11 protein-coding genes are annotated in these 15,048 nt (G+C 71.9%); 5 read left to right on the forward strand and 6 right to left on the reverse strand.

Annotated features, from left to right (window positions below; all coding sequences use genetic code 11):
* Window positions 1-4 precede the first annotated feature (4 nt).
* The 3 genes from HRU81_02480 to HRU81_02490 are packed head-to-tail and all read right to left on the reverse strand — an operon-like array spanning window position 5 to window position 3,294.
* Window positions 5-1,225 (reverse strand): molybdopterin molybdotransferase MoeA, encoded by a 1,221-nt coding sequence (locus HRU81_02480; protein QOJ31065.1) that lies wholly within the window; start codon window positions 1,223-1,225, stop codon window positions 5-7.
* Entirely contained in the window at window positions 1,226-2,308 is a 1,083-nt protein-coding gene (locus HRU81_02485; GenBank protein ID QOJ31066.1) for an XdhC family protein, read from the reverse strand.
* Entirely contained in the window at window positions 2,305-3,294 is a 990-nt protein-coding gene (locus tag HRU81_02490) for an NAD(P)H-quinone oxidoreductase (GenBank protein ID QOJ33250.1), read from the reverse strand. Before HRU81_02490 ends, HRU81_02485 begins: the two co-directional genes overlap by 4 nt.
* A gap of 181 nt (window positions 3,295-3,475) precedes the next feature.
* On the opposite strand from HRU81_02490, the gene moaA reads away from it, so the two are divergent.
* A complete protein-coding gene (gene moaA / locus HRU81_02495) occupies window positions 3,476-4,531 on the forward strand; it encodes a GTP 3',8-cyclase MoaA (protein ID QOJ31067.1) in 1,056 nt (351 codons plus the stop codon).
* An 11-nt stretch (window positions 4,532-4,542) separates the two neighbouring features.
* Complete coding sequence (locus HRU81_02500) at window positions 4,543-8,856, forward strand: DEAD/DEAH box helicase (GenBank protein ID QOJ31068.1); 4,314 nt, start codon at window positions 4,543-4,545, stop codon at window positions 8,854-8,856.
* 6 nt (window positions 8,857-8,862) lie between these two features.
* Here HRU81_02500 and HRU81_02505 read toward each other — a convergent pair whose 3' ends face one another.
* Window positions 8,863-10,107 (reverse strand): hypothetical protein, encoded by a 1,245-nt coding sequence (locus tag HRU81_02505; GenBank protein QOJ31069.1) that lies wholly within the window; start codon window positions 10,105-10,107, stop codon window positions 8,863-8,865.
* Between the two features lie 244 nt (window positions 10,108-10,351).
* Here HRU81_02505 and HRU81_02510 point away from each other — a divergent pair, with 244 nt between their 5' ends.
* A complete protein-coding gene (locus tag HRU81_02510) occupies window positions 10,352-11,932 on the forward strand; it encodes an FAD-binding oxidoreductase (GenBank protein ID QOJ31070.1) in 1,581 nt (526 codons plus the stop codon).
* 16 nt (window positions 11,933-11,948) lie between these two features.
* Here the strand turns inward: HRU81_02510 and HRU81_02515 are convergent, their stop codons facing one another.
* On the reverse strand, window positions 11,949-13,466 hold the full coding sequence (locus HRU81_02515; protein ID QOJ31071.1) for an aldehyde dehydrogenase family protein: 1,518 nt from the start codon (window positions 13,464-13,466) through the stop codon (window positions 11,949-11,951).
* Between the two features lie 110 nt (window positions 13,467-13,576).
* Here HRU81_02515 and HRU81_02520 point away from each other — a divergent pair, with 110 nt between their 5' ends.
* Complete coding sequence (locus HRU81_02520; protein QOJ31072.1) at window positions 13,577-14,041, forward strand: (2Fe-2S)-binding protein; 465 nt, start codon at window positions 13,577-13,579, stop codon at window positions 14,039-14,041.
* A gap of 17 nt (window positions 14,042-14,058) precedes the next feature.
* Entirely contained in the window at window positions 14,059-14,583 is a 525-nt protein-coding gene (locus HRU81_02525) for a cytochrome c family protein (GenBank protein ID QOJ31073.1), read from the forward strand.
* Between the two features lie 42 nt (window positions 14,584-14,625).
* Here HRU81_02525 and HRU81_02530 read toward each other — a convergent pair whose 3' ends face one another.
* On the reverse strand, window positions 14,626-15,000 hold the full coding sequence (locus tag HRU81_02530) for a diacylglycerol kinase (GenBank protein QOJ31074.1): 375 nt from the start codon (window positions 14,998-15,000) through the stop codon (window positions 14,626-14,628).
* Between the last annotated feature and the right edge of the window lie 48 nt (window positions 15,001-15,048).

Here is a 15,048-nt window from a genome sequence, read left to right on the forward strand (position 1 = left end):
GGCATCACCAGGCGTGGAAGCGTGCCGCGTAGCCGGCGGGAAAGTGGTCCCGTCCGCGCGGCAGCTCGACGAAGCCGTCGGTGCCGCCGAGTGCGACGAAATCCCCGGAGGTGTTGGTCGGCCGCGGCACGGCCGTCACCTCGCCATCATCGTCGCAGGCGAGCATGACCGGCAGGAAGCAGGTCAGGTCCGCGGTGAAGTCCACCGGCGCGGAAAGGCGGCAGTACCGTGCCGGGCGTTCCCCGGCACCCATGGCGAGGGCGAGGCCGGGCAGCACGTAGCGCACCAGGCACACCAGGCTTGAGACCGGGTTGCCCGGCAGGGCGAACACCAGCCTGCCATCGCTGCTGCGGCCGAACCACAGCGGCAGGCCGGGACGCTGCAGTACCTTGTGGAAGATCGCTTCGACGCCGAGCGCGGCCAGCGTCGCCGGCACATGGTCGAACTGCCCCATGGACACGCCACCGGAGAGGACCAGCACCTCGTTGGTTTCGTGCAGGTGGCCGATCTCGCGGACCAGTTGCTCCGGGTCGTCGCGCAGCAGGCTGCGCGATACCTCGGGGAAGCCGCGCCGGCGCAATGCGGCCGCAATGGCCAGGTCGTTGGAGGAGCGGATCTGCGCGGCGCCGATGGGTGCGCCCGGTGACACCAGCTCGTCGCCGGTGGAGATGACGGCGATGCGCGGCCAGGCGCCGACCGACACCTCGGCGCGACCACCGAGGGCGAGGATGGCCATCTCCGGCGGCCCGATGACGCTGCCGGCGGCGAGCAGGCGTTCGCCCTGGCGGTGATCCGAACCGCGCCGGTGCACGAACTGGCCGGCGCGGGGACTGTAGTCCGCGGCGATGACGGCGCGCCGGCCGCTGCGGGTGATGCGCTCCACCGGGATCACGGTGTCGGTGCCGGCCGGCAGCACGCTGCCCGTCATGACTTCCAGGCACTGTCCCGCATCGGCGATGGCCAGCGCGGCCGCGCCGGCCGCCTGCGTCCCCGCCAGCTCGAAGTCGCGCCGGCCGCCGGCCAGCGCGCCGGAAGCGACGGCGATGCCGTCCATGGTGACGCGGTCGAAGGGCGGCTGGTCACGCTCGGCCAGCAGGTCCTCGCGCAGCACCGCGCCCAGCGCCTGCTCCAGCGTCACGCGCCGCGCCGGCCAGCGCGGCATCGCCGCGGCGATCAGCGCCGTGGCTTCCTCGACACTGATGCGCTGGCGCGGAGCGGCAGCCATTCAGCGGCCCCCGGCCAGGAGGTCCAGTCGGCCGGCCAGCATCGCGTGGATCTCGGCAAGGATCGCCAGCGCGATGGTCTCCGGCGAGTCCGCGCCGATGCCGAGACCCGCCGGACCCCTCAGGCGCCCGGCGAGATCGGGCGCGGCCGCGCCGAGATCTCCGAGCAGGCGTTCGCGGCGTGCGCCGGGGCCGAGCAGGCCGATGTAGGGCATCGTCGTGCGTGCCAGCGCGCGCAGGCAGGCGCGGTCGGTGTCGAGGTGGTGGCTCATGACCACCGCCGCCGTGTAGCGCCCGGGATCGAGGCTGCGCGCCAGTTCCTGCGGGGTCACGAGCAGCACCTGTTCGGCCGCGCCGAGGTCACCGCGTGCGAGCGCTGCGGGCCGATGGTCGGTGACGGTGACGCGCCAGCCGAGGCGGCTCGCCAGGTCGACCAGTGGCACGGCGTCCAGCCCGGCACCGATCACCAGCAGCCGCGGCAGCGGACGCAGCGGCGCATACAGCACGCGGGCCTCGCGGCCATCGACGCTCTCGCTGGCCAGCTCGCCCTGCCGGGCACCGCGCCGCTGCGCGCAGCCGCGCGCCAGGCACTCCTGCCAGGGTCGTGGCAGCTGCCAGGCGGCCTCGCCATCGGCAGCGCTGACCAGCGTGGCGCCCAGGGGCAGGGCGGCATCGTTGCTGGCCACGACGACAGCGCTGGTCGCCGGGTACTCGCCGAGCAGCTGCGCGGCGATGGCCGCGAAGGGCGCGTAGCCCGCCGAGGGCAGCAGCGGCTGCAGGAGCACGCGGAACAGGCCATTGCAACCGAGGCCGAGGCCGAAGATCCCGTCGCCGTCGTCACGCAGGTCGTAGGTGAGCAGCTGCGCCGTGTCGCATGCCAGCACCTCGCGGGCGTGTTCGGCGAGGTCGCCTTCCAGGCAGCCGCCGCTCACCAGGCCCTGGTATTCGCCGGTGCCGGTGAGCAGGATGCGATGGCCGGCCTTGGTATAGGTCGAGCCCTCGGTCTCCACCACGGTGACCAGCACCAGCGGCAGCGTGGCGCTGCGCCAGCGCGCGAAGGCATCCAGGACGCTGTGCACGCTCACAGGCCCGCGTCCACGACCAGGGCGAGCTTGCCCATGACGGCATTGGCCTCGAGGATGTCGTGGGCGCGTGCGGCGTCGGCCAGCGGCATGCTCTCCTGGAGCACCGGCACCACCGTCCGCCGTTCCAGCAGCGGCCACACCTGCTGCTCCAGCGCCGCGGCGATACGGCCCTTCTCGGCCACCTCGCGCGCGCGCAGCGTCGAGCCGGTGATCGTCAGGCGCCGGCCGAGCAGCTTGCCGAGCTGCAGCGTGCCGCGGCTGCCACCCAGCACGCCGATCACCACCAGGCGACCGTCGGTCGCCAGCGCATCGAGATTGGCGTCGAGGTAGCTGCCACCGACGATATCGAGGATCACGTCGACCCCGCGGCCAGCGGTTTCCTCGCGGACCACCGCGGCGAAGGGCTCCTCGTGATAGTCGATGGCGCGCTGCGCGCCGAGCCGCCGGCACAGCGCGACCTTCTCCGCGCTGCCCGCCGTGGCGAGGACGCGCGAGCCCCGCGCATGCGCAAGCTGGATGGCGGTGGTGCCGATGCCGCTGGCGCCGCCATGGACCAGCAGCGTCTCGCCCGGAGCCAGCCGCCCCCGCTCGAAGACGTTGGTCCAGACGGTGAAGAAGGTCTCGGGCACGACCGCGGCCTCGACCAGCGACAGGGCAGGGGGCACCGGCAGGCACTGCGGTTCGGGGGCCACGCAGAATCCGGCGTAGCCGCCGCCGGTGACCAGCGCGCAGACGCGATCGCCAGGCCGGTAGCGGCGAGTGCCTGCGCCGAGCGCGACGACGATGCCGGCCACCTCGAGGCCCGGGATGTCGGAAGCGCCGGGCGGTGGCGGGTAGAGGCCGCGGCGCTGCAGGCAATCGGGGCGGTTGACGCCCGCCGCGGCGACACGGATCAGCACTTCGCCCGGGCCTGGCTCCGGGCGCGGGCGCTCGCCGGCGACGAGCACGGCTGTCGGACCGGGCTCCCGGATCTCGACCACGCGCATGCGATCTGGCAGTGCCAACGGCTCGACTCGGAGGGCGGGAATGACGGCCGCAGTATATAAGTAACGGCCCGCTGCCGGTTCCGCCCGCTGACAATTGTCAGACCGCTGCGCTGCGCGCTGGAGCGACCCGGTGGCCTGTGCTAGCGTCTGGCGAAACGGCATTCCCGGGCAGGTTGCAGGCATGGCGGACAGCGGCGAGAAGATACTGGCCTGGCGCGGCGCACACGCGCCCGCCGTCCAGGACCGGTTGCACCGGCCGTTGCAGGACCTGCGCATCTCGGTGATGGACCGCTGCAACTTCCGCTGCCCCTACTGCATGCCGGAAGACAAGTACCACAAGGACTTCCAGTTCCTGAAGAGCAGCGAACGGCTGTCGTTCGAGGAAATCCAGCGCCTGGTGCAGGTGTTTGCCGGGCTCGGGGTGCGCAAGCTGCGCATCACCGGCGGCGAGCCGCTGCTGCGGCCGAACCTGCCCGACCTGATCGGCGACCTCTCGCGCGTCGCGGGCATCGAGGACATCGCGCTCACCACCAACGGCATCCTGCTGGCGCAGCATGCGGCGGCGCTGAAGGCCGCCGGCCTCGCGCGGGTGACGGTCAGCCTCGATTCGCTGGACGACGCGGTGTTCGTCGCCATGAGCGGCGGGCGCGGCAACCGCGAGCGGGTGCTGGAGGGCATCCGCGAGGCCATCAGCGCCGGGCTCACGCCGCTGAAGATCAACACAGTGGTCATCCGCGGCGTCAACGACCACACGGTGCCCGACCTGGTGGAGCACTTCCGCGGCACCGGGGTGATCGTCCGCTTCATCGAGTACATGGATGTCGGCACCATCAACCACTGGCGCCTGGCCGATACCGTGCCCTCGCGCGAACTGCTGCAGCGGATCGCCGCACGCTGGCCGCTGGCGCCGGTGGGCAGCAACTACCGCGGCGAGGTGGCCAGCCGCTACGCCTTCGCCGATGGCCAGGGCGAGATCGGCTTCATTTCCTCGGTGACCGAGCCCTTCTGCGGCTCCTGCACGCGGGCGCGGCTGTCCTCCGATGGCCAGCTGTTCACCTGCCTGTTCGCCGCCCATGGCCTCGACCTCAAGGGGCCGCTGCGCGCCGGCGCCAGCGATGCGGAGCTCGCCGAACTGGTGCGCGGCACCTGGCAGCGGCGCGAAGACCGCTACAGCGAGCTGCGCGCCGCCAGGCGCCCCGACGCCGACAAGGTGGAGATGTACTACATCGGCGGGTGAGGGTGGTGTCCATGGCGATCGAGGAATTCCACCCGGCAGTCCGCGACTGGTTCGACACCCGCTTCGGGCAGGCGACCCCCGTGCAGGCAGGCGCCTGGCCGGCGATCCGCGCCGGCCACCACGCGCTGCTCGCTGCGCCCACCGGCTCGGGCAAGACCCTGGCGGCATTCCTCGCCGCCATCGATGCGCTGGTACGCGATGCCGAGGCCGGCATGCTCGACGACCAGGTGCGCGTGCTCTACGTCTCGCCGCTCAAGGCGCTGTCCAATGACATCCGCAGCAACCTCGAAGAGCCGCTGGCCGGCATCCAGGCCAGGGTGCTGCGGCCGCTCGGCATCCGCGCCGCCGTGCGCACCGGCGACACGCCGGCCGCGGACCGCGCCCGCATGCGCCGCCAGCCGCCGCACATCCTGGTGACCACGCCGGAGTCGCTCTACATCCTGCTCACCGCGGAATCCGGGCGGCAGATGCTCGGCAGCGTGCGCACGGTGATCGTCGACGAGCTGCATGCGCTGGCCGACAACAAGCGCGGTGCCCACCTGATGCTGTCGCTGGAGCGCCTGCAGGCGCTGGCCGCGGCGCCACTGCAGCGCATCGGCATTTCCGCGACGCAGAAGCCCATCGCGCACATGGCGCAGTTCCTGCTCGGCTCCGCCACCGGGCACTGCGAGGTGGTCGACACGGGCTTCGTGCGGCAGCGCGACCTCGGCCTGGAGCTGCCGGGTTCGGCGCTGGCGCCGGTGATGGCGGCCGAGACCTGGACGGAGATCTACGACCGGCTGGCCGAGCTGGTGCGCGGACACCGCTCGACGCTGATTTTCGTCAACACGCGACGGCTTGCCGAGCGTGTGGCGCGCCACCTCGCCGAGCGGCTCGACGCGGACACGGTCACCGCACACCACGGCAGCCTCGCCCGCGAACACCGCCTGGACGCCGAGCAACGCCTGAAGGCCGGCCGGCTCCGCGCGCTGGTGGCCACCGCATCGCTCGAGCTCGGCATCGACATCGGCGATGTCGACCTGTGCTGCCAGCTCGGCAGTCCCCGCGCCATTGCCACCTTCCTGCAGAGGGTGGGCCGCTCGGGACATGGCGTCGACGCCCTGCCCAAGGGTCGGCTGTTCCCGTTGTCGCGCGATGACCTGGTGGAGTGCGCGGCGCTGCTCGATGCCGTGCGGCGCGAGGAACTCGACCTCATCCACCTGCAGGGTCCGGCGCTCGACGTACTGGCGCAGCAGGTCGTCGCCGAGGTGGCCTGCCGCGAGTGGACGGTGACCGGGCTGTTCGAGCTGATGCGCCGCGCCTGGCCCTATCGGCAGCTGGCGCGCGAGACCTTCGACCAGGTGGTGCAGATGCTGGCCGACGGCTTCACCACCCGGCGCGGCCGGCAGTCCCTGCACATCCACCACGATGCGGTGAACGGCCGGCTGCGCGCCCGGGCCGGCACGCGCCTCACGGCCATCACCAACGGCGGCGCCATTCCCGACCAGTTCGACTACGACGTGGTGCTGCTGCCCGAGGAGATCCCCATCGGCACGCTCAACGAGGACTTCGCCTTCGAGAGCATGACCGGCGACATCTTCCAGCTCGGCAACACGTCCTATCGCATCATGAAGGTGGAGACCGGCCGCGTGCTGGTGGCGGATGCCCGCGGCCAGCCGCCCAACATCCCGTTCTGGTTCGGCGAGGCCCCGGGGCGCAGCGACGAGATGTCGCGCGCGGTGTCCCGCCTGCGCGACCAGGTGGCCGATGCCCTGGACCTGGGCGAGGAGCGGGCGCGCGGCTGGCTGGAGCAGGAGCTGGGCCTGGCGCCGGCGGCCGCGGCCCAGCTGGTCGGCTACCTGGCGGCATCGCGCATCGCGCTCGGCGAGCTGCCGACGCAGGAAACCATCGTCCTCGAGCGCTTCTTCGACGAGCTGGGAGACAGCCACCTGGTGATCCACTCGCCCTGGGGCTCGCGGATCAACCGCGCCTGGGGCCTGGCGCTGCGCAAGCGCTTCTGCCGCAAGTTCAACTACGAGCTGCAGGCCGCTGCACTCGAGGACAGCATCGTCATCTCCCTCGGCCCGGTGCACAGTTTCCCGCTGGCCGAGGTCATCGACTACCTGAAGCCGGGGACGGTGCGCCAGGTGCTGGTGCAGGCGCTGCTCGCCGCGCCGATGTTCCCGACGCGCTGGCGCTGGGTGGCCACCACGGCGCTGGCGTTGCGCCGCTTCCGCAACGGGCGCAAGGTGCCGCCGCAGTTCCAGCGCGGCGATGCCGAGGACCTGCTCGCCGTGGTGTTTCCCGAGCAGATTGCCTGCGCCGAGAACATCGTCGGCGACCGCGAGGTTCCCGATCACCCGCTGGTCAACCAGGTTGTGCATGACTGCCTGCACGAGCTGATGGACATCGACGGCCTCGAGGCGCTGCTCGCGCGCATTGCCGCCGGCGAGGTGCGCGTCGAGGCGCGCGACCTCACCACGCCCTCGCCGCTGGCGCAGGAGATCCTCGCGGCGCGTCCCCATGCCTTCCTCGACGATGCGCCGGCCGAGGAGCGCCGCACCCAGGCGGTGCGCAGCCGCCACCTGCTCGATCCGGCCGATGCCGGCAGCCTGGCGCAGCTGGATCCGGCGGCCATCGCCCGTGTCTGCAGGGAAGCCTGGCCCGACCCGCGCAATGCCGACGAGCTGCACGATGCGCTGGCGCTGGCCGGCTTCATCACCGAGGAGGAGGCCGGTCTGGAACCGGGCGAAGGGCCGGGCTGGTTGCCGCTGCTGGAGAGCCTGGTGCGGGAGCGCCGGGCCACGGTGGCGGTCGCCCCGGGCGGGCACCGCCTGTGGGTGGCGGCCGAGCGGCTTGCGCAGTTGCAGGCCGTGCTCGGCGAACTGGCCCTGCTGCCGGTGATCGCGCCCGTGGCGGCGGGCACTCGCAGCCTCGCCGGCTCGCGTGCCGACGCCTTGCGCGAGCTGCTGCGTGGCCGGCTGGAGACCCTGGGCCCGGTGAGCAGCGAGGAACTCGCCGCGCCGCTGGGCCTGGCCAGCAGCGAGGTGCAGATGGCGCTGCTGGCGCTGGAGGCCGAGGGGGCGGTCATGCGCGGCCAGTACCGCACGCCGCCGCGTGCTGCCGAGGAGTGGTGCGACCGTCGGCTGCTGGCGCGCATCCACCGCCAGACCCTGCAGCGGCTGCGCGAACAGGTGGAGCCGGTCAGCCCCGCGGTGCTGATGCGCTTCCTGTTCGACTGGCACGGGCTTGGCGGGGAACGCGGCGAGGGCGCCGCGGCCGTGCGGCGCGCACTCGGCCGCCTGCAGGGCTTCGCGGCGCCGGCGGCAGCCTGGGAGGCAGCGCTGTTGCCGGCCCGCGTGACGCGCTACGCGCCGGCCGACCTCGACGCCGTGCTCGGCACCGGCGAGTACGCCTGGCTGCGCGCCGGGGCGGAGGTTCCGGGACCGGGCCAGCTCAAGGCCGGGCCGGTGAAATCCACGCCGATCGTGCTGGTGGACCGCGCGGCGACGGCGGCGTGGCTGCCGCTGCTGGCCACGGTGCCGGACGACAGCCTGCCGCTGTCCTCGGCGGCACGGGCGATCCGCGCCGCCCTGGCATCCCGCGGTGCGGTGTTCTTCGTCGACCTGGTGCGCATCACCGGGCTGCTGCGGACCCAGGCGGAGCAGGCGCTCGGTGAGCTGGTGGCCTGGGGCCTGGTGACCTCGGACAGCTTCACGGGGCTGCGCGCCCTGATCACCCCCGCCAGCCGGCGCGCCAGTTTCTCGCGGCCGCTGCGCGCCGGTGCCGCGGGTGTCGACGCCGCGGGCCGCTGGTCGCTGGTCGGGCACGGGTCGCCGCCGGCCACCGGCGCCGAGGTCGCGCCCGAAGTGGCCTGGGCCCTGCTGGAACGCTATGGCGTGGTGTTCCGCGCCCTGTTGCGCCGGGAGGCCGGCTTCCTGCCGCCCTGGCGCGAACTCGCGCGAGCCTATCGCCGGCTGGAGGCACGTGGCGAGGTCAGGGGCGGGCGCTTCGTCACGGGGTTCAGCGGCGAGCAGTTCGCGCTGCCGGAGGCGGTGGCGGGGCTGCGGGCGATACGGCGACGCGACGGCGATGACGAGGAACTCGCCATTGCCGCGGCCGATCCCCTCAATCTCTGCGGCATCGTCACGCCCGGGCCGCGGCTGCCGCCCGGGCCGCGCAACCGCGTGCTCTACCGCGGCGGCGTGCCGGTGGCGACCTGCGTGGCCGGCGAGATCCAGTGGCTGGTGGCGCAGGACCCGCGCCAGGAATGGGCCGCGCGTCAGCGGCTGATCCGCGCCGACGGTGGACGGGTGTGGATGGCCGGCGGCACCCGGCCGAACTGAAGCGGCTCAGTCGCGGCGGCGGGCGGCCGCCTCGGCCTCGCGGCCGAAGATGGTCTCGGCGAAGCGCTCGTCGAGGTCCTGCAGGCGCAGCATGCCGGTGGCGCTGGTGTCCACCTCGTCCATGGCCACGGGCGGTGGCGCATCGGCACGCCTCCCGCCGTCACTGCCGCCGAAGATGGCGGCGGTCGGCGAGCGGTTCTCCGCCGCCAGGCTCACGCTGGCCGCCTCGGTGGCGGCACTGGCGCGCAGGGCCAGCGTCAGCTCGCTCGGTTCCGGCAGCTCGGGCTTGCGCCCGCTGTCGGCGGCCGCGGCAGGCTGTGCGCGTTCGGTGCCGACGCTGCTGCCGACGGCGGCGATCTTCGGCGGACTGCTGCGCACGGCGGCCGGCCGTGCCGGCGGTGAAGCGGGCCGGGCCGCGGCATCGGACGCGGACTGCGGCGGCGTCATGGGCTTCCAGCCCAGCCCCTCGGCGGTGCGCTTGACGAAATTGCCATCCGGGCGCTGCACGCCCTGCAGGCAGGCATCGCTCAGGGCGGCATCCAGCAGCGTGTTGATGAGACGCGGCACGCCGGCGACGTAGCAATAGACTGCCGCGCCGACGTTGCTCGACAGCAGCGCGGTGGCATCCGCGCCCACGGCCTCGACCTGGTGGCGGATGTAGCGCTCGGTCTCCGCGAGGGTCAGCGGCCGCACGCGGTAGCGGAAGGCGATGCGCTGGCGCAGCTGGATGAGCGCCGGCACGTCGACCTGCTGGTGCAGCGGGTGCGGACCCATCAGCACGATGTTGAGCTGGCAGCCGCGCTCGCCGGCGAGGTTGGCGACGCGCAGCAGGTGCCTGGCGATGTCGGTGCTGATGCCGCTGATGTCGAGGCAGAGCACCAGGTGCTTGTCTTCCGCGGCGAGCCGGCCCATGGCCAGGCGCAGTTCGTGGAAGGCCTGGGCCGGGGCCATGCTGCCGGGCGTGGTGCCGAGTGCCAGCAGGGTGGCCGCGTAGAGCTCCGCGGGGTCGCCGTAGCGCAGGTCCACGCGTGCCGCGAGGACGCGGCTGCCCAGCGCCGCCAGCGCGTACTCCACCAGCGCGCTCTTGCCCACGCCCGGGCCGCCGGTGACGACGGCCACCGCATCGCGCGCGGTGAGCAGGTGTTGCAGCCGCCCGAGCGCATCGCTCATGGTCGCATTCGCCTGGAAGGTGCGTTCGCCCGGTGCGTGGGTGAACGGCCTGTCCTGCAGCTTGAAGTGCTCGCGGTACACGGTGGAGCCTCGGTGCGGTTGCGTCGGGCCGCGCGGTCGCGGGGTGCTGGGGCGGATTCTGGATTATGTCGGTGCGTCCGGGCGTTGATGGCGGTCACACTGCGGCCGGCCTCCGCCGCCGGGCGGCAGGTCGCGGCCTCGGCCATGTCCGTGACGCAGCTTCAATTTCCCGCTCCGGCCCTCTACCATGGCGGGCCATTGCCCCGAACCGCAACGCGTACCAGAACAGGGTGGGTGATCGCTCATGTCTGCCAATCCCATGCATTCAGCCGATATCGTCGAGTCGCTGGGCCGGGCCATCGGCCGCGAGCACGTGCTCACCGAACCCGCGGAACGCGAGTTCCACGCCATGGATGTCTACAACGCCCGCGAGCTGCCGCTCGCCGTGGTACGCCCCGGCTCGATCGCGGAACTGCAGGCGGTGGTGCGCCTGGCCGCCGCGGCCGGCGTGGCGCTGGTCCCCCGCGGCGGCGGCGCCTCCTACACCGACGGCTACCTGCCGGCTACACCGAACTCGCTGCTGGTGGATACCTCGCGGCTCAACCGCATCATCGAGATCAACACCGAGGACATGTACGTCACCGCCGAGCCGGGCGTGACCTGGCACGACCTGTGGCAGGCGCTGAAGGAGAAGGGCGTACGCGCCAGCTTCTGGGGGCCGTTCTCCGGCATCAAGGCCACGCTCGGCGGCTCGGCGTCGCAGAACAGCGCCAGCCTCGGTTCCGGCAACTACGGCATCTCGGCCGATGCCATCCTCGGCTTCGAGATCGTGCTGGCGAACGGCGAGATCCTGCGTACCGGCTCGTTCGCCGCGGCCAACGGCAAGCCCTTCTTCCGCTGGTACGGCCCGGACCTCACCGGCCTGTTCTGCGGCGATGCGGGTGCGCTCGGCATCAAGGCCAGCATCAGCCTGCGGCTGATCAAGTCGCCGCCATACTTCGGCGCGGCCTCGTTCGGCTTCGAGACCTTCGAGCAGATGGCCGCCGGCATGGCGGCGGTCGCCCGCGAGAACGTCTCCGCGGACAACTTCGGCCTCGATCCCCGGCTGCAGCAGGGCCAGCTCGGCAAGGCGAACGCCAAGGACGCCGTGGCCGCGGCCCTGGCGGTGGCGAAGACGGCGCGCAATCCGCTGGAAGCCGCCGGCAAGCTGGTGAAGATGGCGGCAGCCGGCAAGCGCTTCCTGGCGGGGCACAATTACTCGGCGCACTACACGGTCGAGGGAGTATCGCGGGGCGAGATCAAGGGCAAGCTCGCGGTGCTGCGCGCGGCCATGGAGCCGCATGGCCAGGAGACCGCCAATACCATCCCGACGGTGATCCGCGCCATGCCCTTCATGCCGCTGTATGCCGTGCTCGGGCCCAAAGGCGAGCGCTGGGTGCCGATGCACGGCATCATGCCGTTCTCGAAGATGAACGAGTTCCACGCGAAGCTGTCGCGGCTCTACGCGGACAACGCCGCGCGCATGCAGAAGCTGAAGGTGGACAAGGGCGGCATGTTCCTCGCCATCAACACCAACGCCTTCCTCTACGAGCCGGTGTTCTACTGGGAAGACGATCGCACCGTGTTCCACAACCGCTTCCTGCCGCAGGAGTACCTGAACCTGCTGCCGAAGTACCCGGCCAACCCGGACGGCCGGGCGCTGGTGCGCGAGCTGCGCGGCGAGATCAGGAAGGTGTTCGCCTCGGTGGGCGCGGTCCACATGCAGGTAGGCAAGACCTATCCCTACATGGAAGGCCGCCAGGCCGAGGCCGCGCGCGCCATCCGCGAGATCAAGAAGGAACTCGACCCGGCCGGCATCATGAACCCGGGCGCGCTGCAGCTCTGAGACTGGCGGCAGCGGCTCAGACGGAGAAATCGATGCCCTGCGCGAGCGGCAGGCCGGTGCCCCAGTTGATGGTCACGGTCTGCCGGCGCATGTAGGCCTTCCAGGCATCCGAGCCGGCCTCGCGGCCGCCGCCGCTGTCCTTCTCGCCGCCGAAGGCGCCACCGATCTCCGCCCCCGAGGTGCCGATGTTGACGTTGGCGATGCCGCAGTCGCTGCCGGTCGCCGCGAGGAAGCGCTCGGCATGCTGCAGGCGGTCGGTGAAGAGGGCGGAGGAGAGGCCCTGCGGCACCTCGTTCTGCCATGCGATCGCCTGGTCGAGGCTGCGGCAGGACATCAGGTAGAGGATCGGCGCGAAGGTCTCGCGCTGTACCGGCGGCCAGTCGTGCTGCGCCAGAACCAGCGCCGGCTCGACGAAATGGCCGGGGCGTTTCAGCCGCCTGCCGCCGTGGAGGATGGTCGCGCCCAGCCGTCGCAGTTCCGCCAGCGTGGCGAGGTAGTGCTCCACCGCAGCGGCATCGATCAGCGGGCCCATGAGGATCCCTTTCCGCAGCGGATCGCCGATGCGCAGCTGGCGGTAGGCGGCAACCAGGCGGCGGCTCAATTCCCGCGTGCGGCTGTGATGGACGATCAGCCGCCGGGTGGTGGTGCAGCGCTGTCCGGCGGTGCCGATCGCACCGAAGAGTATCGCCGGCACCGCGAGGTCCAGGTTCGCCTCCCGGTCGACGATGATGGCGTTGTTGCCGCCGAGCTCGAGCAGGCACTTTCCGAGGCGGCCGGCGACGACGCTGGCCACCTGGCGTCCCACCGCGGTGGAGCCGGTGAAGGACAGCAGGTCCACGCGCCGGTCGGCCACCAGCTGCCCGGCGAGGTCCGCGTCAGCGGTGTTGAGCAGCGAGAAGACCGGCGGAAAGCCGCCGTCGGCCAGTGCGCGGTTGCAGATGTGCTGGACGGCAATGCTGCACAGCGGGGTCTTCGGTGACGGCTTCCACACGCAGGCGTTGCCGCAGACGGCGGCGATGAATGCGTTCCAGGACCAGACCGCCATCGGGAAATTGAAGGCGGTGACGATGCCGACCACGCCGAGCGGCTGCCATTGTTCGTAGAGGCGATGGCCAGGCCGCTCGGAAGGCATGGTGCGGCCGTAGAGCATGCGCGACAGCCCGACGGCGAAATCGGCGATGTCGATCATCTCCTGCACTTCGCCGATGCCCTCGGCGCGGATCTTGCCGGACTCCAGGCTCACCAGGGTGCCGAGCGCATCCCGGTGGGCCCGCAGGCCATCGGCGATGCGGCGGATGGCTTCGCCACGCTGCGGGGCGGGGATCTCGCGCCAGCGGAGGAACGCCTGGCGCGATGCATCCAGGATCGCGTCGAGGTCGCGCGGGCCCGCGCCCGTGACCGTGGCCAGCGGCCTGCCGGTGGCCGGATTGGCCGAAGTGAAGGCGGGTGCCGCCGCGTGGCGGTGCCAGCGGCCGGCGGAGCAGACGCCCGGCTGTCGCGGCTTCAGGCGCAGTTCCTCGAAGACCTTGCGCATCGCTGCATTCTGCCAGCGGGCGCGCGGCGGCGCGAGGCGCGGGGGGCTCGGTCATGAGCCTCGCGCCCGGCGGCCTCCAATTCAGGGACCGCAGCGGTTAAACTGGCGCCATGGTGAAGTTCCGCCTCAATGGCCAGGATGTCAGCGTCGAGGTACCCGACGAGATGCCGCTGCTCTGGGTGCTGCGCGACACGCTGGGCTACACCGGCACCAAGTACGGTTGCGGCATGGCGCTGTGCGGTGCCTGCACCGTGCATCTCGATGGCCAGTCGATCCGCTCCTGCGTCGTGCCGGTGTCCGCCGTGGCGGGGCGCTCGATCACCAGCATCGAGGGCATCGGCAAGTCCGAGCAGCTGCATCCGGTGCAGCAGGCCTGGATCGACGAGCAGGTGCCCCAGTGCGGCTACTGCCAGCCGGGCATGATCATGGCGGTGGCGGCCTTCCTGGAGCAGAACCCGCAGCCCGACGACGAGGCGATCAACCGCTCCATCACCAATATCTGCCGCTGCGGAACCTATCCGCGGATCCGCCGTGCCATCCATCGCGCCGCCGAGCTGCGGCGCCAGTCCACCTGACCGAAAGAGAGAGTCCGATGTACGAGCGCTGCCTGTCGCGGTTCGCAAGGGTTTTTCTGGCCGTGGCGCTGGTGGCGCTGGCCGGCTGCGGCAGCAAGCCCGCGCCCGGGGCGGCGACACCGGCCGCGGCTCCGGCGACGCCGAGCGCGGCCACGGCACCGGCCGCGGTGCCTTCGCCGCCGCCCAACCCGGAGCTGGAGGCGATGATCGCCAGGGCGGACCTCAATCGCGGCAAGATCCAGTTCTTCCAGTGCCGTGCCTGCCACAGCCTGGCGCCCGAGACCGAGCCCGGCAAGATCGGCCCGACGCTCTACGGCGTCATCGGCCGGCATGCCGGCAGCGTGACGGGCTACGCCTACTCCGGCGCTGTGGCCAAGTCCGGCATCACCTGGACCGCGGAGCAGATCGACAAGTGGCTGGAGCGACCGAGCGATTTCCTCCCGGGCAACAAGATGGTCTTCGTCGGCATCCAGGATGCGCAGGACCGCGCCAACATCATCGCCTACATCCAGCAGGAGACGGCGAAGGTGGCGGCGAAATAGGCCGGGCGAGGGGGTGGCCCGGTGGGCGAGGGCCGGGCCTCATCAGGACAGGAAGCGCTGCATGGCGACCGCGGCCCATGCCGCGGCAGCGAGCAGCAGGGCGAGGAAGACCGCCGCCGATGCCAGGTCCTTGGCACGTCCAGACAACTCGTGGGCCTCGGGTCCGATCCGGTCGACGACTGCCTCGATGGCAGAATTGAGCAGCTCCACGATCAGCACCAGCAGGCAGGACCCGAGCAGCATCAGGCGCTGCATTGCCGTTTCGCCCAGCCAGAATGCCAGGGGTGCAAGGATCAGTGCCAGCCCCACCTCCTGGCGGAAAGCGGTTTCATGAGCCCAGGCTGCACGCAGCCCGGCCAATGAGTATCCGCTGGCGGCCAGGAGGTGCCGCCAGCCGCTGCGCTTGCCATCGGCCATCTCTAGCCACCTCGCCGGGGCTGCCGGATTGATTGGTCCCCGCGACGG

The organism is Gammaproteobacteria bacterium (assembly GCA_015709695.1).
Classification (GTDB): domain Bacteria; phylum Pseudomonadota; class Gammaproteobacteria; order Steroidobacterales.